An 18,122-nucleotide genomic window follows, 5' to 3' on the forward strand; every position below is an offset into this window, starting at 1 on the left:
AGGAATGTGATTGTCGCATGGAGAGGTGGAATCCCGATTCGGCACTTGCCGGACAGTCACCATCAATTGAAATGTCTGTGCTGCGATCCGGCGCGATTATTATTGCCGTCACCGGCTTTTTGTGGCAGGTTGAATCGGCTGTTCGTTCTGTCCCCTTTGAAAACTTTCTGAGCCACTGGTTCCCTTTTGCATCACTGCTCATATTCATTCTCAGCGATATGTTGCTGATTTGGGCTGTGATTAATAATACGCGGCGAGGCCTTATTACCGCACTGCGTGTGCCGATGTACATCATGTTGGTTTTCCTGATGTTGGTTTCAACCTATTGGGATCTCCCTCATAACGTCGTTGGAAATGCGCTCTGGTATAGCCCATTTTCAGGTTTAGCCCTCGCTGCATTTGCTCTGACAGTGCCACTCCACATCAGTTTGTCCGTGATGGTATTTGTTCCCGGACTTATTGCGGTCATTAATTCGTGGTTGCTGGGACACACTTTTTGGCTCGACATGTTGTCGGATGTCGGATTCAATCTCATCAACACTTTTCCATTTGTGATTATTGCGGGCTCTGCACAACCCGTCGCAAGGCTTATTGACTTCACCTACGAGAACTCTCGAAAGGTGAATGAGAGAGCGGAGCGCATGCGTGTCCGCGGCGAGGCGATGAGCAGCTTCAACGCCTATGTCCATGACTATGTATTGGCCGCATTGTCTGCAATTGGTAAGGGCTCTAAGATTGACTTCTCGCTAGACGAGCAGACTGGGCTGTTTTTCTCGCCTCGGCAAACAGTAAGCGGTAGAACTTTTGCGGAGTCCGTACGAGCGCAATTGATGTCGGTGAGCCCCGACATTGGGGTAACGCTAGATACCAGCGAAGAAGGCGGTCCAGTTCGGCTGCCAGGAGAAGTTGCTAACACGTTCCTATTAGCCGCAACCGAGGTGGCAAATAATGCCAAGCGTCACGCAGGTGCCGCAGCGGAAAAGAAATGCCACATTCGTGTTGCCTCGGGAGAGGTGTCTATTGATTTTCGTGACGATGGCACCGGGTTCGACCCCGAGGGAATTGACCCGCATCGTGCAGGTATCCGGTTGAGCGTTAAAGGGCGAATGGAGGCCCTTCGCGGTGGAGATGCTCTCGTTAATTCAAAGCCTGGGAAAGGTACTCAGGTTATTCTCAAATGGCACGGTAATACCTCTCCTGTGGAAGAGGAAGATGTAGTCGATTCCTCCGCTCACACGACATCGCTGTATGACCTCATGGGAATGTCAATTGTTTTTTCCTGGCAGTTCTACGGCGCGATCGTCGGCGTGTTGTTCATGGTTCTAGTCAGTAATGGACAATTATTTACCGCGGCCGGGCAAATCAGTCTGGCATTAGCGATCGGCCTTCTCGGGCTGATTATGTATGGCCGCCATTCACAATTGCCGTTAGCCCGTGCAATTGTAACTGGTGTCGCGATCGTTGTATTAGCTGTCGTGGGGCTCTACCAGCCCATTCCAAATAATTTGGAATGGTCGTATTTCTGGCACTTTAGCTTAATTTCTTTTGCATCTGCATTGCTCGCCATCCGCGGCCGCCCCTGGGTTGCGCTGAATTCAGTGCTCGGTGGCGCGATCATGGTGGAACTTCTCAAGTTCTTCCCCTTTGCCCCCTCGGATACGACCCACATCAGTATCTCTGGAGTTGACCTGTTAGTTCGCTCCGTGATGTTGGTCGCGGGAATTTTGACGTCCATCATGGTCCGCTTTTTTATGCGCACCGTTCCGCAGTCTATTCAGGATTATAATCGTGCGCTGTACGCTGCCGGGGCCGCCAAAGAGTACGAAATTAGCAGCCAGAGTAACTACGAATGGCTGCAGCGCCGGGTCGGCCCCATTTTTAGCGCCGCTGCAGTTTTGGAAGAACCGACCCCGCGACTGCAGTTGCGTGCGCGGCTTACAGAGCAGCTTCTCCGAGACGTCCTACGTTCGCCGCATCTAAATGTTGGGTCCCTTCACCAAGCTGTTTGGGACGCCCGCGCAAGAGGTGTTCATGTCCGGCTCCTCGATGACCGCAATCACACGCAGGCCGTTTCCGATAGCACCGATGTGCGCCGTATTCCGCTTGTCGACGACGATTCCGCGGTGGCCAAGTTGATGCCGAACTTCCTCGAAGCAATCGATAACGCCGAAGAAGGATCGGTAACAATTCGCCTATTGCCCCCGGGCAGACGTGCATTTGCATCTATTTCTGATGACAATGGAGTGCAAAGGTTTGATGAAGCCGGTGAGAGGATAGTGATGTCACGTGACTAGGGAGAATATTGCGGGAATGAGCAATGCTTCCATCGACGTCTCGGCTGCAATTGACTCCGACAACATCGGAGATTACAGCGTGCAGTCGGATCGTTTGCTTCGCGTTGCTGCGATTGATGATCATGCCTTGACTCTGCAGGGGCTCGAAACCCTGCTTTCTGCAGAGCCAGACTTTGAGCTCGTCGGCTGTTATCAAACTGTGCCGGAGCTACTGGCCGATGTGGGCACCGATGACCGCCTGGATGTGGTCGTGCTGGATCTACGGCTGGCGGATAATTCAGATCCAGCGCAGAACGTTCTCTCGCTGGAATTGGTCACCGATCACGTGCTCATCCTTTCGTCGGCTGAAAGCCCATACCTTGTCCGAAAGGCAGTGCGTACCGGAGTGATGGGGGTTGTGCAGAAATCGGAAACCCCGGAGACAATCGTGTCTGCAGTACGGCTGGCGGCACTTGGCAAGGGCGCGCTGACTACAGAATGGGCATCGGTAGTTGACTCTGATCCCCTGCTCGACTCTGTCGATCTGTCAGAACGCCAGCGTGAGGTACTGGAGCTTTACGCCTCCGGTGAGTCGACGAAGCGAGTCGCGTCGATGACAGGGCTGACACCGAACACCGTGTTGGACTACTTGGGTCGTATTCGAGCCAAGTATGCGGCAGCTGGCCGGGCCGAGAACAGCCTTAACAAGTCGGAGATGTATAGGCTCGCTCAGCAGGACGGTTACCTGCCAGGGCCAATGGATCCGTCTTAAGCCAGCTCGACGATTTCCATGTAGTCGTCGCTCCAGAGGTCTTCCGTGCCGTCAGGAAGCACGATGACGCGCTCGGGCTCTAGCGCCTTGACCGCACCTGGATCGTGGGTAACCAGAACGACGGCCCCGGTGTAAGTGCGAAGTGCATCGAGAACCTGTTCGCGGGACTGCGGGTCAAGGTTGTTGGTGGGCTCGTCGAGAAGCAGGACGTTTGCGCGGGAGCTAACCAGCGTCGCCAGCGCCAGACGCGTCTTCTCACCACCGGAGAGGGTTCCCGCTGGCTGCTGCAGCTTGTCGCCGGAGAACATAAAGGCACCGAGCAGGCTCCGCAGTTCCGGCTCGTTGACGTCAGGGCAGGCGTAGACCGTGTTTTCCCAGACAGTCTTGTCCGGGTCAATCGTGTCATGCTCCTGGGCGAAATAGCCGATGCGCAGGCCGTGGCCGGAGACAATGCCGCCTTCGCCATCGGTGCGCTCCACACCGGCGAGTAGCTTCAGCAGCGTCGTCTTACCAGCGCCATTGAAGCCGAGGACAACCACGCGGGACCCCTTGTCAATCGCAAGATCAACACCGGCGAAGACCTCCAACGAGCCATACATCTTGGTCAGTCCCGTGGCGTTGAGCGGAGTCTTGCCACAGGGGGCCGGCTCTGGGAAGGAAATGTGGGCGACCTTGTCCTCGACACGGACCTCGTCGAGACTGTCCATCATGCGCTCAGCACGAGCCACCATCTGCTTGGCCGCACGAGCCTTCGTCGCCTTCGCGCCTAGCTTCTCGGCCTGCTTGCGCAGTGCGCTGGCCTTCTTCTCCGCGTTAGCGAATTCACGGCGACGTCGAGCCTCATCGGTCGCGCGTGCCGACAGGTAGTTCTTCCAGCCCATGTTGTACACATCAGCTTCGGCGCGCACCGCATCGAGGAACCAGACTTTGTTACACACGGCCTCGAGCAGCTCGACATCGTGCGAAATCATGATCAAGCCGCCCTCATGCTTACTGAGGAATTCGCGCAGCCAGGTAATCGAATCCGCATCGAGGTGGTTCGTCGGCTCGTCGAGAAGCAGCGTCGTGGCGGACTTGCCCGAGCCTTCGGTAGCGGCGAAGAGAATCTGCGCAAGCTCGACGCGGCGGCGCTGACCACCCGAAAGCGTCTTCAGCGGCTGGTCGAGTACGCGCTCCGGCAACCCCAGCGCGTCGCAAATGCGGGCTGCCTCGGCGTTCGCCTCGTAGCCGCCGAGGTCGTGGTAGCGCTCCTCGAGACGCGAAAACTTCCGAATCGCCGCATCGCGTTTCGTGTCAGTGGTCGCGGTCTCCATGATCTCCTGTTGGCGATCCATGCTGCGGCGGATTTGGTCAAGACCTCGCGCCGACAGCACACGGTCGCGGGCGGAGATGTCGATGTTGCCCTCGCGCGAGTCCTGTGGCAGGTAACCAATCGAGCCAGAGCGCACTACTGAACCGCCATAGGGTTCAGTTTCACCGGAGAGAATACGCATAGTCGTCGTTTTGCCAGCACCATTTCGCCCGACGAGTCCAATCCGGTCTCCCGGCTGGACGCGCAGCTGCTCACCCGGCGCAGTGAGCAGGGTACGGGCGCCGACTCGGACTTCAAGGTCATGGGTCACAATCACGAACGAGTAGCCTACCAGTTATGACTTCATTTCCCGTGACCGCCTCCGTCGTCGGCCTCGGGCCCGCCGGAAGAATCGCCGCCCACCGCGCATCCGCTCGCGGCTGGGATGTCACCGCTTACGACCCCGCCGGTGGCACACTGCCCTCGACGATTGGTCTCTGGTGCGACCAACTCCCCGACTGGTTGCCCAGCGATTTCCTCGCCGCCACTTTTCAACCCAGCGTCATTCTTGTCGACGGCACCGAACGTCAGCTCACCCGCACGTACGGCGTTGTTAACAACGACTGCCTGCAAAAACTTGGCGGTTTCCGCATCGAACGCCGCTCGCTCACCGATTCCGAATCCACGGGTGCTGACATCACGATTGTCACCACCGGGCGCGCACACGCCGCAGTCGGGCGAGGTGGGCAGGTACGGCAGCTCGCCATCGGGCACATCTTTTCGCTTGACGACGTCCCCAGCGCCCACCGCCGCGCAGTCCTCATGGACTTCACTCCGGCCGAACCGGTTGCCCCAGCGACAGAGCCGGCTAGTTTCTCCTATCGCATTTTCTTGGATGACAGGACCTTCCTCATTGAAGAGACTATCCTCGCTACTCCGACTCCTATGGTTGACGGGTATCGTGGCGAAGCCGGTGCGCCAGTCGGCAGCGGCGGTGAGGCCGATGACTCCGTACTTCTAGCGCTGTTGCGTAGACGCCAAAGTGTACGGTTGAAGTCCCTGGGGCTTTCGGAAGATCTGGCCATCGACGAAGAAGTGGTGTCCTTTCCCCTATTGGCAAACCTTCCCTCTCGCTGTGGCGCCTTGACGCACAGTGGACCATCCATGGGCACCCTCTTCGGCTTTGCTGGTGGTTGGATGCATCCTGCCACTGGTTACTCGGTGGGTTCGGTTATCGAAGATGTCGACCGCTTCTTGGCCGATATGGAAAAGAAGGGAAGCCGGACGCTGGGGACGTCGTTAAGCATGCGATTGCAGCGATGGCTACGCGAACGTGGGCTCGCGGCGTTGCTGGGGTTCGATGCACGACAGACGGGTGCGTTTTTTCGGGCGTTCTTTTCGTTGCCGGAAAAGGACGTGTTTGCCTATTTGATAGGGACATCCCCACTGACGACGCTTCGCGCTATGGCGAAAGTGGCCGTGCCTTTGCTGAAAATGAGTCCGCGTACGTGCGGAAAGCTCATCGCAGGGTTTGTGCGGGGACCTGGGAGATGGAGAACTCGTTGACCGGGAGTATATACATCAGCCGATTTGTGGGGTGATACCAACAATTAAAGCGGTGTGGTTTTTGCATTCACCGGAGTACAAACGCTTATGATAAATGAATGACTTCGACGCAATCTGAGGAGACTTCCTCACAAAACCATAAGCTTCAGCGCAGGCTGAGAGCTCGCCACCTGAACATGATTGCCATTGGTGGTGCCATTGGTACGGGCCTGTTTGTTGCCTCCGGTGCGACCATTTCGCAGGCCGGTCCAGGCGGTGCGCTTATCGCTTACGCTCTTATCGGCATCATGGTGTGGCTGGTTATGCAGTCTCTCGGCGAGATGGCCGCTTACCTGCCGGTGCCCGGTTCCTTCCAGGAGTACGGTCGCCGATACGTCTCAGAATCCTTCGGCTTTGCCATGGGCTGGAACTACTGGTTTAACTGGGCGATTACTGTGGCCGCAGAGCTCGTCGCTGCTGCGCTGGTGATGCGCTATTGGTTCCCGGATGTGCCTTCAATCATCTGGTCCGCGCTCTTCCTCGCGATTCTATTCGGGCTGAACGCCCTGTCCGCACGTGCATTCGGCGAGGGTGAGTTCTGGTTTGCGACCATCAAGGTCATTACCGTCATCGTCTTCCTCGTTCTTGGTGTCGGCATGATTTTCGGCATCTTGGGCGGCTCCTCCCCCGGCTTCGAAAACTGGACCACGGGCGACGCCCCATTCGTCAATGGCGGAATGGGACTGTTGGCTGTCTTCGTTGTAGCCGGATACTCCTTCCAGGGCACCGAGATGGTTGGCGTAGCAGCAGGTGAGGCTGAAGATCCTGAGCGTACGATTCCCCGCGCGATTCGCACTATCTTCTGGCGTATCCTGCTGTTCTACATCGGTGCCATCGCTGTTATTGGTTTCCTTATTGCGTACACGGACCCGAATCTTCTGAACGCCGCCGAGGACAACATTTCCATTTCACCGTTCACCCTGGTCTTTGAACGCGCAGGTATCGCGATTGCCGCTGGCCTGATGAACGCTGTCATTCTGACTTCGGTCTTGTCCGCGGGTAACTCCGGTATGTATGTGTCCACTCGTATGCTGTTTTCCCTGGCCCGCCAGGGACACGCTCCGCGTTACTTCGGCAAGCTTTCCGGGCACGGCGTTCCGCTGCGCGCTCTGATTGCCACCGCTGTGATCGGTATGGCTGGCTTCATTACTTCATTGGTAGGCGATGGCGTGGCGTACACCTTCTTGTTGACACTTTCTGCGCTCGCGGGCTTTATCACCTGGTTTGGCATCTCTTACAGTCACTACCGCTTCCGCAAGTGTCTGAAGGCCCAGAACATCCCGTTGGGTTCGCTTCCCTACAAGGCGAACTTTTTCCCTGCCGGTGCTGTGCTGGCACTGATTATGTGCTTCTTTGTGGTGGCCGGACAGGCACTTGATCCGATCCGCACTGGCGAAAATATCTTCGCTATCCTCACTCCGTACCTGGGTATTCCGGTATTCGTCCTGCTGTGGTTCATCCATAAGAAGGTCACGGGCTCCAAGCTCGTTGACCCGGCCACCGCAGACATGAGTCGCGAATAGCTGCGAAGAGCTGTGAATAGATGCGAGTAGCTATGCATCTCGCATCTAACTCTCACAACTTGGATTAGCAGTCGAAGACAATAGCGACCCCGCTTGGCACTTTTCAGCGCCAGGTGGGGTCGTTTTTAGCTCCGAGTCGGACAGCTCGAAAAAATTGCGGGGATGCTCGTGTGAATACGGGCTGCAGATGTGAAACTGTGCAATTTTATGACGCTTTCAGGCCATTTTTTGAGCCATTTTTGACATAAATGCAGTCAGTAACTCGCATCGCCCTACCGATCCCGGCCATAAACGCAGTCAGCAACTCAAAAACAAACGAAAAAGTGCCTAGCTGAACGAGCCAGGAGCTCGTCGCCAAGCACTTTTAACGTAGCGGTTCCCTAATCACCGCTGTCACTGATCATCTAGACCGAGAAGCCGAGAGCGCGCATCTGCTCGCGGCCGTCCTCAGTGATCATGTGTGGGCCCCATGCCGGGGACCAGACCCAGTTGAGGCGGAAGTCGCGGATACCCTCGACCTTCATAACCTCGGAGGCAGTCTGGTCGGTGAGCATATCGGTCAGCGGGCAGGCCGGGGACGTGAGTGTCATGAAGATAGCGGCAATGTCGCCTTCTTCAATCCAGATGTCATATACCAGGCCCAGGTCCACGACGTTGACTCCGAGTTCCGGGTCAACAACCTCGTACATTGCCTCTTCAACCTGGATGGCCAGCTTGTTATCGGCTTCGGTCTGCTCCGGTGCCGGCGGGACGGTGATGGACTCGTACGCATCCCCCTCATCAATCGGAGCACCAGTGGTCATGGTGTCCTCGTCGACAGCATCAGGCTGTGCGGGCGAGGTGGCGTCATTAGCGATTGGTTCAGTCATGGCGATGGCCTTCCTCGTCATTGGTAACGGTTACAGTCGCGGTACCAACGCCGTTGCCTTCAGCGGCGTTGGCCAGAGCCTCAGCGGTCGCGGCCTGGAAAGCCTTCCAACCGAGAAGAGCGCACTTCACGCGGGCGGGGTACTTAGAAACACCAGCGAAGGCAATCCCATCGCCGATAAGGTCCTCATCGCCCTCAATCTTGCCTCGGGAGGTGACCATCTTCTCGAACTCGGCAAGCTTGGCCATGGCCTCGTCGACAGTCTTGCCGACAATCTCCTCAGCCATAACTGAGGTAGAGGCTTGCGAGATAGAACAGCCCACGGCGTCATAGGAGACGTCATTGACGACGGTGAGGTCGTCGTTCAGAGTGACGCGAAGCGTGAGTTCATCGCCACACGACGGGTTGACGTGATGCACTTCCGTATTGAAAGGCTCCCGCAAACCCGCATGCTGCGGATGCTTGTAGTGATCCAGGATAACTTCCTGGTACATCTGCTCGAGCTTCATGTCCTTCTCCTTTCTTAAAGTTACGGGGTGACACCGAAGAACTTCTGTGCATGGCGCACTGCGTCGGCAAGCGCCTGAACGTCCTCTTCCGTGTTGTAGATGTAGAAGGATGCCCGGGCGGTCGACTGGGCGTTGAGGATTTGGTGAATTGGCCACGCGCAATGGTGACCGACGCGGATGCACACGCCCTGGTCGTCTAAAACCTGGCCAAGATCGTGCGGGTGAATGCCCTCGACCTTGAAGGAGACTGCAGAGCCACGCTGTTCTGGAGTAGTCGGCCCGATGATGGTCACGCCGTCAATTTCCTGCAGCTTCTCCAGTGCGAGCGCGGTCAGGTGGTGCTCATGAGCAGCCACCTTATCCATACCAATGGAATCCAGGTACTTCACCGCAGCCCCCAGACCGACGACCTGGGAAGTCATCATGGTACCCGCCTCGAAGCGCTGCGGAGGCGCCGCGAAGGTGGTCTTCTCCATGGTGACGACCTCAATCATCGAACCACCAGTGAGGAACGGCGGCAGTGCCTCGAGCAGTTCCCGGCGACCGTAGAGCGCGCCGACCCCGTTGGGGCCGAGCATCTTGTGGCCGGAGAACGCCAGGAAGTCCACATCGAGATCTTTGACGTCGACAGGCATATGCGGCACCGACTGGCAGGCATCGAGGACTACCAGCGCACCGACCTCGCGTGCACGGCGCACCATCTCCTTCACATCGGTGACTGCACCGGTGACGTTTGACTGGTGGGTAAAGGCCACTACCTTGGTCTTCTCGCTGAGCTCCAGCGAGTCCACGTCAATGCGGCCGTCCTCAGTCACGCCATACCAACGAAGTGTCGCACCGGTGCGGCGAGCCAGCTCCTGCCACGGCACCAAGTTCGCGTGATGCTCCAGCTCGGTGACGACAATCTCGTCACCTTCGCCGACCTGGTACTGACCTGCGCGGTCGTCGCCAAGCACGAATGCCACTGTGTTCAACGCTTCGGTGGCGTTCTTGGTGAAGACCAGCTCGTCATAGTCGGCGCCGATGAAGCCAGCGATGGCTTCGCGGGCATCTTCGTAGGCGTCCGTGGCCTCCTCAGCGATCTCGTAAGCGCCGCGGTGCACCGGTGCATTGTGGTGGGTTAGGAACTCCACCTCAGCATCGATGACTTGCTTGGGGCGCTGCGAGGTCGCTCCGGAGTCCAGGTAGACCAGCCGCTTTCCGTCACGGACAGTGCGCGACAGAATCGGAAAGTCCTCGCGGAGTGATGGGGTGAGTAGTTCGGCGTTAGGCATTGATGTACTTCTCGTAGCCGTGCTCTTCCAGCTCGTCTGCAAGCTCCGGGCCACCGGAGGTGATGAAGCGACCATCGTGGAAGACGTGGACGAAGTCCGGCTTCACGTAGTTCAGGATGCGCTGGTAGTGAGTAATGATCAGAATGCCGCCGTCGTTTTCGTCCTGGTAGCGGTTAATGCCGTCAGAGACAACGCGCAGAGCGTCGACGTCCAGGCCGGAGTCGGTCTCGTCCAGGATGGCGAACTTCGGCTTCAGCAGGTCGAGCTGCAGAATCTCGTGACGCTTCTTCTCGCCACCGGAGAAGCCCTCGTTGACGGAGCGCTCGGAGAACGACGAATCGATCTCCAGGTCAGCCATTGCCTCACGGACCTCCTTGACCCAGTGACGCAGCTTCGGTGCCTCGCCACGGACAGCGGTCGCTGCAGAGCGCAGGAAGTTGGACATGGACACGCCGGTGACCTCGACCGGGTACTGCATTGCCAGGAAGAGGCCAGCGCGAGCACGCTCGTCGACGCTCATCTCCAGCACGTTTTCGCCGTCGAGGAGAATCTCGCCCTCGGTGACTTCGTAACGCGGGTGACCTGCGATGGTGTAGCTCAGGGTGGACTTACCAGAGCCGTTCGGCCCCATCACAGCGTGGGTTTCGCCGGATTTAATCGTCAGGTTGACGCCCTTCAAAATCTCCTTGGGCTCGGCGGACTCGTCGGTCGGCAGCACCTGCGCGTGGAGGTTACGGATTTCCAAAGTGCTCATAGTGAAATCTTTTCCTTTAATCGGTGTAAGTGGCCTGTCCCCCGGCACTTCCGGGGTGACAGGACGGAAAGGGTGAGAAAGAAGATAAGCGGTTAGAAGCCAGCGGTGTTGAGCTCTTCGTCAACGAGCTTTTCAAGCTTCTCGCGAACGGACTCGACCGGAATCAGGTTGATGACCTCGCTGAAGAAGCCGCGAACCACCAGACGGCGAGCGGCCAGCTCCGGAATACCACGCGAGAGCAGGTAGAAGAGCTGTTCCTCGTCGAAGCGGCCGACGGTGGCAGCGTGACCAGCACCGGCAATCTCACCGGTTTCAATCTCCAGGTTCGGAACTGCGTCGGCACGCGCGCCCTCGGTGAGCAGCAGGTTGCGGTTGAGCTCGTAGGTGTCGGTGCCAGTAGCTTCTGCACGAATGAGCACGTCTCCCACCCACGCGGTGCGGGCCTCACGATGAGCGACATTCGGCTCGCCCTGCAGCGCGCCCTTGTACATCACGTTGGAGCGGCAGTTCGGCACAGCGTGGTCGACCAGCATGCGGTTTTCAAAGTACTGACCGGCATCGGCGAAGTACACGCCCAGCAGATCGACGTCGCCGCCGGGTGCCGTGAAAGCAACGCGCGGAACGATACGGACAACCTCGCCGCCAAACGTTGCGACAGTGTGGCGCAGCGTAGCATCCCGGCCGACACGAACGTGGTGCGCCGAACCATGAACGGCATCTTCGTTCCAGTTCACCATGGTCACGACGCCCAGCTTGGCGCCGTCGCCGATTACGAACTCGATGTTGTCCGCGAACGTGCCACTGCCTCGGTAGTTAATGACGCAGACGGCCTCGGCATGGGACTGCACGTCAATGACAATGTGGCCGTAGGACACCTTGTCCTCGCCCGGACCATCGATGTCGATGACGACAGGCTCCTTGGACACCGAGTTCTTCGCGAAGGTCACGATGTGCGCATCGTCGAAGTTGGAGTACGCCTGTGCTGCCACGCGGTCCGTTGGGGCGCCGGCGCGACCAAGGCGCTCGTCGTCACGCTTGACGACGTCCACAGCGACGCCATCCTGACCAGCAGTCTCGACCGAAATTGAGGCTGCAACCGGCTCTGCTGCGGTGCCGTTGTGGAGACCGCGGAGCTTACGCAGCGGCGTGAACTTCCACTCTTCATCCTTGCCATGCGGCACGGCGAAGTCCTCCACGTTGAAGGATGAGAAAACGTCGCCCTTGTTCGCCAGCACGCGACGGCTATGAGCAGCCTGGTTTTCGTTGTTAATCGTCGTAGTCATTGGTATTAACCGACCGAACCTTCCATCTGCAGTTCAATGAGGCGGTTGAGCTCGAGGGCGTATTCCATCGGGAGCTCCTTGGCGATGGGCTCGACAAAGCCGCGCACGACCATGGCCATTGCATCTTCTTCTTCGATGCCGCGACTCATCAGGTAGAAAAGCTGATCGTCAGAGACCTTGGAAACCGTTGCCTCGTGGCCGAGGGTGACGTCGTCCTCGCGGACATCCACGTATGGGTACGTGTCCGAACGTGAAATCGTGTCCACCAGGAGTGCGTCACACTCGACGTTGGAGTGCGAGTGCTTGGCACCCTTGTTGACCTGCACCAGACCGCGGTAGGCAGCGCGGCCACCGTTGCGGGCCACGGACTTGGACACGATGTTGGAGCTCGTGTGCGGAGCCATGTGCACCATCTTGGCGCCGGTGTCCTGGAACTGGCCCTCGCCAGCCATAGCCACGGACAGCACCTCGCCCTTGGCATGCGGACCGGTCATCCACACTGCCGGGTACTTCATGGTGACCTTGGAACCGATGTTGCCGTCAATCCACTCCATGGTTGCGCCCTCTTCGCACTTGGTGCGCTTGGTAACCAGGTTGTAGACGTTGTTCGACCAGTTCTGGATCGTGGTGTAGCGGCAGCGGCCACCCTTCTTCACGATGATCTCCACAACAGCCGAGTGCAGCGAGTCGGACTTGTAAATCGGAGCGGTACAGCCCTCGACGTAGTGCACGTAGGCATCTTCGTCGACAATAATGAGCGTGCGCTCGAACTGTCCCATGTTTTCCGTGTTGATACGGAAGTATGCCTGCAGCGGGATGTCCACGTGGACGCCCTTCGGCACGTAAATGAAGGAGCCGCCGGACCAGACTGCGGTGTTAAGAGCGGAGAACTTGTTGTCACCGGACGGAATGACGGTGCCGAAGTACTCCTTAAACAGCTCCGGGTGCTCCTTGAGAGCGGTGTCGGTGTCCAGGAAGATAACGCCCTGGGCCTCCAGATCCTCGCGAATCTGGTGGTAGACAACCTCAGACTCGTACTGAGCGGCGACACCTGCGACCAGGCGCTGCTTCTCAGCCTCCGGAATGCCGAGCTTGTCGTAGGTGTTCTTAATATCCTCCGGCAGGTCTTCCCAGGTCTGGGCCTGCTTCTCGGTGGAGCGAACGAAGTACTTAATGTTGTCGAAGTCGATGCCCGACAGATCCGCGCCCCAGGTGGGCAGCGGCTTGCGGTCGAAGATTTCCAAAGCCTTCAAGCGACGTTCAAGCATCCACTCCGGCTCGTTCTTCTTAGCCGAAATATCGCGAACGACCGCTTCAGACAGGCCACGCTTCGCGGAAGCGCCAGCGGTATCCGGGTCGTGCCAACCGAACTGGTAGGCACCAATGGACTCGATAATCTCTTCGTCAGTCTGCGGAGTGGCAGCCTTCGTGGATTCAGCCACGTCGGTGGAGTTCTCATGGGCGAGGGTCATTCTCCGCTCCTTTCTTGTGGCGATTCAGTAAGTGTCTTTGTTACGGGAGTGAGTGGGATATTCGTAGTGCAGATACCGTTTCCATCAGCGATAGTCGCCAACGGTTGGGTGTGCTGACCTAATAATTTACTAACGGCTTCATGCTCCGCCGCGCAGAGCTCCGGAAACTCGGAGGCTACGTGGCTAATTGGGCAATGGTGCTGGCAAATCTGCACGCCGCCAGTGTTCTGGTTGATAGTTGCCGCGTACCCGGCCCGTCGGAAAGCATCGACGACGGCCTCTACGACCTCTTCCTTCTCTGCGTCCTGCCCCACTGGGGTGACGCCGAGCAGAATGTCATCAATGCGCTGACGGGCAAACTGGGCAACTGCCTGCTCACCACCGGCCTTGCGCAGTGCGGTCAGAGCTGCACTGGCAAGATCGTCGTAAGCGTGCCCGAATCTAGCGCGGCCCCGATCTGTCAGGCGATAGGACTTTGCTGGCCTGCCTCGGCCCCGGGGGCCGGTGCTGGGTGCCGGAGCGGTTTCGGCAAGACCTTCGTCCACCAGAATGTCAATATGACGGCGGACGCCTGCAGCGGATAGTCCCAGGGTGTCTGCGATAAAAGTCGCGGACGCCGGGTTGTGTTCCAGAAGCAATTGGAGAATGCGCTTGCGCGTATCACCATCATTGACTGTCGGCTTCCGATCTGCCATGACTGGTGAGTCACCTCCTGCGATTGGACTGCTGGATAATAATGGGTGTCTAGGTGGCTCAGCGAGGCAAGTATCCCACTTGCGCCGCTGGTGTATTAGACAACATAATTGTGTCGTAATTGGGCCACAATGTCCAACGCATTTAAATATCAATGCAACGTCGCTGATTAGAACGCCCTTTCGGCGTGTCGAATCGTCTACTATGTGACTTTGTGAAAACTAACCGACCTACCCCGCGCCGCTCGTCCGCCTTCGACGACGCTCTCGGGGTGCGTGACGCCATTCCGAAAATTGGTCTGGCCGGTTCTAGGTCGGCAACCCTCCACCAGGGCTCAGAACAGCCGCTCCAACACCGCATCAATTACCGCGAACTCAGACGCTTCACCTGGCTGCGTTGGCTGGGTGCTCTCGGTGCGATCTTTATTATGGTCGCTGGGATTGGCGCAGGCGCGACACCGGTGGTTGGAAATGAGTTTTGGGGTACACCACTTGGGCTAATCCTCGGTCGAATGTTGGTGGCAACGACAATCGTCACCTTCGTGGGCATTGGCATGTTAGTCACAGCCTGGTTGGGTGTCGGCGCTTTCGTTCTGGCCGGTGCGCGGACTCGCGTCACCGCAGTGACTACTCCGATGCTCATACGCACCTACGCGGCATGGGTATTGCCCTTGATGTTTACCGCTCCCCTGTTTACGCAGGATATCTATTCCTATTTGGCGCAGGCTGCAATTGTGGAGCGGGGTATGGATCCCTACCTCGCAGGACCTGTTGACCTATTGGGAGCCAACGACCCACTTGCCCGATCGGTGCCATTGATTTGGTCGCACTCGCCGAGCCCATACGGTCCCACGGCCCTCGCAGTGGCATGGGGTATCGCCAAGATAACCAGCGACGGGGTCATCGCTTCCGTCTTTCTGCATCGACTTGTCGCCATTGTTTCGCTTCTCGTGGTGTCCTGGGCGCTGGTGCAGCTTGGTCGCCGCTGCGGCGTTAGCTCTCAGTTCACCCTCTGGCTGGGCACGCTCAATCCGTTGGTATTGCTGCACCTGGTGGGCGGTATCCACAATGAGGCCCTGCTGCTGGCTCTCCTGCTCGTTGGTCTCGAACTGTGTCTGCGAGCTATCCACGGCCCTGCGCAATCGATGGTGCCCGATGAGCTGCCAGAACCCGGACCGATCGGACACGAGAACCAAAGCCGAGGTAGATCGTGGGCGCTGTATGCAGGCGGTATCGTGCTCATCAGCCTTGCCGGAATGGTCAAAGTCACCGGTTTCGTGGCGCTCGGCTTTGCCGGCATGTGGCTGGCCCGAAAGTTTGGCAGCACTTGGAAGGCCGTTGCTCTTTCCGCGGTAGTGACGGGCGCAATAACCGTCGTCACGGCAGTCGTTGTTTCCTTAGGAACTGGTCTGGGCTTTGGTTGGATCACCGCGCAGGGTGGCGCCGCAACGGTGCGCAGTTGGATGTCGTTGACTACCCTGCTCGGGATCATCGCTGGTTTCTTCGGCAGGCTTCTGGGGCTCGGCGATATCAGCGACAGTGCTTTGCTGTTTACCCGCGGCATTGGCGTAGTGCTGGTGGCTGCCTGGCTCCTGCGCATGCTGTTAGCGACGTTCCGTGGGCGCATTCACCCGCTCGGCGGCTACGGCCTCGCGATGTTCGCTCTAGTAATCCTCTTCCCCGTCGTGCACCCCTGGTACCTGCTATGGGCCATCGTGCCCCTGTCCGCTTGGGCCAACCGGGTACAATTTCGCATTGCCGTGGTTCTGTACTCGGCAATTTTCAGTTTTGTAGTACTACCACGCGGCCTGGGGTTGCCTCCGGGCACCGTCGCTCAGATTTACCTACTGGCGTTGGTATTCTTCGTCGCAGTCATGTTCGTCATCTTGGCGTACTCGACGCGATCTAAGGTATTTCGCCTTCATTAAAACTGTGAGATTAGACTGACTAACCGTGAATAACGCTGCCAATTCTCCTGCTCTGCGCCTTGAGAACGTAACGAAGAAATTCGATGACGTTGAGGCTGTATCAGACCTTTCGCTTTCCCTGGATCGAGGTAGGGTTCTTGCGCTCCTCGGCCCCAACGGCGCTGGTAAGACCACAACCGTTGAAATGTGTGAGGGCTTCATCAAGCCGGATGAAGGGCGAATTCGCATTCTCGATCTCGACCCGGTCACTCAAACCACAGCACTGCGCAGCCGCATTGGCATCATGCTCCAGGGCGGAGGTGCCTACCCCGGTGTTCGCGTTGGCGAAATGCTGAACCTCGTTGCCAGTTACTCCGCAAACCCGCTGGACACTGATTGGCTCCTTGAAATCGTTGGCCTAGAACGCCATCGTAAGACGAACTACCGCAGGCTCTCTGGCGGTCAGCAGCAGCGACTGTCGCTCGCATGTGCCCTGGTCGGACGTCCGGAGCTTGTGTTCCTCGACGAGCCGACAGCAGGCCTCGATGCTCAGTCCCGTCTAGCCGTCTGGGATCTCATCTCGTCGCTGCGCCGTGATGGGGTCACTGTGGTCCTGACAACGCACCTCATGGACGAGGCCGAATCGCTTGCCGACGACGTTGCGATTATCGACCGGGGCCATTTAGTTGTGGCCGGTACCACCGAGGAGATCACTAGCGCAGGCGCATCGGCTCTCCAGGGAACGTCGTCAAGCACTGCTATGAAGATCAGCGTTCGAGGCAGCCTTGACTTCGAAGAGGTCAACCGCAACTTCAGCGAGTCCGGTCTTCCACAGCGTCTGCAGCGTTCTGGCGGTGGAGAGTTTTCCCTGATTGGTGAGGCTTCACCGCGCGCCTTGACTGTCTTGGCGCAGAGTTGCGAGCAGCAAGAGGTGTTGATCACCTCGTTGAATAGGGCGACGCAATCGCTTGAAGATGTCTTCTTGCAGATCACTGGAACGGAGATGAGGAGCTAATGACTACCGCACCGAGGTCTGATGCCTCCCGCTTTGCGAAGGGCACTTTCGCCCCAGCGCCACAGCGTTCGGACATGGCGAAGTTGGTCATGTCGCAGGCGTGGTTGGAGACGAAGCTCTTCTGGCGACATGGTGAGCAAATGCTCCTCACCATCATTATCCCGTTGGCGATGCTCATCGGCCTGGTGATGGTGCCGGTGTTGGAACTCGATGATCCGCTCGAGCGTATCTTCCCCATGGTGCTGGCGATTTCCGTCATGTCTGCAGGGTTTACCGGACAGGCAATTGCCGTGGGCTTTGACCGCCGTTACGGAGCCCTGAAGCGCATCGGCGCCTCAGGCGTGCCACCCTGGGGCATTATCGCAGGCAAGATTGTGTCGGTTTGCACCACCGTCACGTTGCAGTACGTACTGTTTAGTCTCGTGGGACTCGCCCTTGGCGCAGAGCTGTCGATTGGCGGCTGGCTGCTGGCTTATGTGGGGATGCTTCTGGGAACGTTCGTCTTTACCTCATTGGGCTTGCTCATGGGAGGTACGTTGGGAGCCGAGCTAATCCTAGGTCTGGCCAACCTGATCTGGTTCATCCTCATTGGTGCTACTACGTATGTGGCCGTTGCGCCATCGTTAGATGACATCAGCTCTGTACTGCTACACCTCTTGCCGTCCGTCGCGCTTACCGACGTGATCTCCGCGGCATTGGCCATGTCCGTCCATTGGTCAGCTGTCGGGGTGCTACTTGTGTGGGGCGTCCTTGGCGCTGCATTCGCGGCCCGCTGGTTCCGTTTTGATATGCCGAATGACTAGGAATCTGTCGGGGAATCTGCATAGAAAAGCGCAGCCCAACGCAGGGGTTTCGCTTATTACCATTTTCCGCCAGCATGGGTA

The 18,122-nt window shown here is 58.0% G+C and carries 15 protein-coding genes; 7 read left to right on the plus strand and 8 right to left on the minus strand.

The annotated features are described in order from the left end of the window. Positions 1-17 precede the first annotated feature (17 nt). Entirely contained in the window at positions 18-2,294 is a 2,277-nt protein-coding gene (locus tag QKE19_RS04155) for an ATP-binding protein (protein ID WP_070438426.1), read from the plus strand. After that, positions 2,287-3,045 (plus strand): response regulator transcription factor, encoded by a 759-nt coding sequence (locus QKE19_RS04160; protein WP_224433497.1) that lies wholly within the window; start codon positions 2,287-2,289, stop codon positions 3,043-3,045. Before QKE19_RS04155 ends, QKE19_RS04160 begins: the two co-directional genes overlap by 8 nt. On the opposite strand, the gene QKE19_RS04165 is transcribed toward QKE19_RS04160, so the two are convergent. Further along, positions 3,042-4,673 (minus strand): ABC-F family ATP-binding cassette domain-containing protein, encoded by a 1,632-nt coding sequence (locus QKE19_RS04165; RefSeq protein WP_038625400.1) that lies wholly within the window; start codon positions 4,671-4,673, stop codon positions 3,042-3,044. The genes QKE19_RS04160 and QKE19_RS04165 overlap by 4 nt on opposite strands. 20 nt (positions 4,674-4,693) lie before the next feature. Between QKE19_RS04165 and QKE19_RS04170 the strand changes: the two genes are divergently transcribed. Continuing rightward, positions 4,694-5,902, plus strand: coding sequence for a lycopene cyclase family protein (locus QKE19_RS04170; protein WP_347890454.1), 1,209 nt, complete (start codon positions 4,694-4,696; stop codon positions 5,900-5,902). Between the two features lie 98 nt (positions 5,903-6,000). After that, the gene (locus QKE19_RS04175) at positions 6,001-7,464 is read left to right on the plus strand and encodes an amino acid permease (RefSeq protein ID WP_042388689.1); all 1,464 of its coding nucleotides are present in this window, start codon (positions 6,001-6,003) and stop codon (positions 7,462-7,464) included. 404 nt (positions 7,465-7,868) lie between these two features. On the opposite strand, the gene QKE19_RS04180 is transcribed toward QKE19_RS04175, so the two are convergent. From QKE19_RS04180 to QKE19_RS04210, 7 genes are all read right to left on the minus strand, one after another. Beyond that, the gene (locus tag QKE19_RS04180) at positions 7,869-8,333 is read right to left on the minus strand and encodes a metal-sulfur cluster assembly factor (protein WP_016422755.1); all 465 of its coding nucleotides are present in this window, start codon (positions 8,331-8,333) and stop codon (positions 7,869-7,871) included. Then, entirely contained in the window at positions 8,326-8,841 is a 516-nt protein-coding gene (gene sufU / locus QKE19_RS04185; protein ID WP_069359562.1) for a Fe-S cluster assembly sulfur transfer protein SufU, read from the minus strand. Before sufU ends, QKE19_RS04180 begins: the two co-directional genes overlap by 8 nt. 20 nt (positions 8,842-8,861) lie before the next feature. Continuing rightward, positions 8,862-10,115 carry a cysteine desulfurase gene (locus QKE19_RS04190; RefSeq protein WP_049190724.1) on the minus strand — a complete coding sequence of 418 codons (1,254 nt, stop codon included), beginning with the start codon at positions 10,113-10,115 and terminating at the stop codon, positions 8,862-8,864. Further along, positions 10,108-10,869, minus strand: a complete 762-nt coding sequence (gene sufC, locus QKE19_RS04195; protein WP_049190726.1) for a Fe-S cluster assembly ATPase SufC — start codon at positions 10,867-10,869, stop codon at positions 10,108-10,110. The genes QKE19_RS04190 and sufC overlap by 8 nt, the downstream gene beginning before the upstream one ends. 92 nt (positions 10,870-10,961) lie before the next feature. Next, positions 10,962-12,152, minus strand: a complete 1,191-nt coding sequence (sufD, locus tag QKE19_RS04200; protein WP_016422751.1) for a Fe-S cluster assembly protein SufD — start codon at positions 12,150-12,152, stop codon at positions 10,962-10,964. Positions 12,153-12,157: 5 nt separating this feature from the next. Next, positions 12,158-13,624: a Fe-S cluster assembly protein SufB gene (sufB, locus tag QKE19_RS04205; protein WP_016422750.1), complete on the minus strand. Its 1,467-nt coding sequence runs from the start codon at positions 13,622-13,624 to the stop codon at positions 12,158-12,160. Continuing rightward, positions 13,621-14,319: a metalloregulator ArsR/SmtB family transcription factor gene (locus QKE19_RS04210; RefSeq protein ID WP_048734176.1), complete on the minus strand. Its 699-nt coding sequence runs from the start codon at positions 14,317-14,319 to the stop codon at positions 13,621-13,623. The genes sufB and QKE19_RS04210 overlap by 4 nt, the downstream gene beginning before the upstream one ends. 212 nt (positions 14,320-14,531) lie before the next feature. Here QKE19_RS04210 and mptB point away from each other — a divergent pair, with 212 nt between their 5' ends. The 3 genes from mptB to QKE19_RS04225 are packed head-to-tail and all read left to right on the plus strand — an operon-like array spanning position 14,532 to position 18,041. After that, positions 14,532-16,244 carry a polyprenol phosphomannose-dependent alpha 1,6 mannosyltransferase MptB gene (gene mptB / locus QKE19_RS04215; protein ID WP_240593343.1) on the plus strand — a complete coding sequence of 571 codons (1,713 nt, stop codon included), beginning with the start codon at positions 14,532-14,534 and terminating at the stop codon, positions 16,242-16,244. Between the two features lie 25 nt (positions 16,245-16,269). Next, positions 16,270-17,238: an ABC transporter ATP-binding protein gene (locus QKE19_RS04220; protein ID WP_048734184.1), complete on the plus strand. Its 969-nt coding sequence runs from the start codon at positions 16,270-16,272 to the stop codon at positions 17,236-17,238. Next, the gene (locus QKE19_RS04225) at positions 17,238-18,041 is read left to right on the plus strand and encodes an ABC transporter permease (RefSeq protein WP_048734187.1); all 804 of its coding nucleotides are present in this window, start codon (positions 17,238-17,240) and stop codon (positions 18,039-18,041) included. The genes QKE19_RS04220 and QKE19_RS04225 overlap by 1 nt, the downstream gene beginning before the upstream one ends. Positions 18,042-18,122: the final 81 nt, after the last annotated feature.

It is taken from the genome of Corynebacterium sp. c8Ua_99, from assembly GCF_039907185.1.
Lineage (GTDB): Bacteria > Actinomycetota > Actinomycetes > Mycobacteriales > Mycobacteriaceae > Corynebacterium > Corynebacterium jeikeium_D.

What these genes read in the sequence shown, in the direction of transcription:
- QKE19_RS04170 (WP_347890454.1), top strand. Translation starts at nt 4,694, where the DNA reads ATGACTTCATTTCCCGTGACCGCCTCCGTCGTCGGCCTCGGGCCCGCC.
- QKE19_RS04190 (WP_049190724.1), bottom strand. Translation starts at nt 10,115, where the DNA reads ATGCCTAACGCCGAACTACTCACCCCATCACTCCGCGAGGACTTTCCG.
- QKE19_RS04210 (WP_048734176.1), bottom strand. Translation starts at nt 14,319, where the DNA reads ATGGCAGATCGGAAGCCGACAGTCAATGATGGTGATACGCGCAAGCGC.
- sufD (WP_016422751.1), bottom strand. Translation starts at nt 12,152, where the DNA reads ATGACTACGACGATTAACAACGAAAACCAGGCTGCTCATAGCCGTCGC.
- QKE19_RS04180 (WP_016422755.1), bottom strand. Translation starts at nt 8,333, where the DNA reads ATGACTGAACCAATCGCTAATGACGCCACCTCGCCCGCACAGCCTGAT.
- sufB (WP_016422750.1), bottom strand. Translation starts at nt 13,624, where the DNA reads ATGACCCTCGCCCATGAGAACTCCACCGACGTGGCTGAATCCACGAAG.
- QKE19_RS04225 (WP_048734187.1), top strand. Translation starts at nt 17,238, where the DNA reads ATGACTACCGCACCGAGGTCTGATGCCTCCCGCTTTGCGAAGGGCACT.
- sufC (WP_049190726.1), bottom strand. Translation starts at nt 10,869, where the DNA reads ATGAGCACTTTGGAAATCCGTAACCTCCACGCGCAGGTGCTGCCGACC.
- sufU (WP_069359562.1), bottom strand. Translation starts at nt 8,841, where the DNA reads ATGAAGCTCGAGCAGATGTACCAGGAAGTTATCCTGGATCACTACAAG.
- QKE19_RS04155 (WP_070438426.1), top strand. Translation starts at nt 18, where the DNA reads ATGGAGAGGTGGAATCCCGATTCGGCACTTGCCGGACAGTCACCATCA.
- QKE19_RS04175 (WP_042388689.1), top strand. Translation starts at nt 6,001, where the DNA reads ATGACTTCGACGCAATCTGAGGAGACTTCCTCACAAAACCATAAGCTT.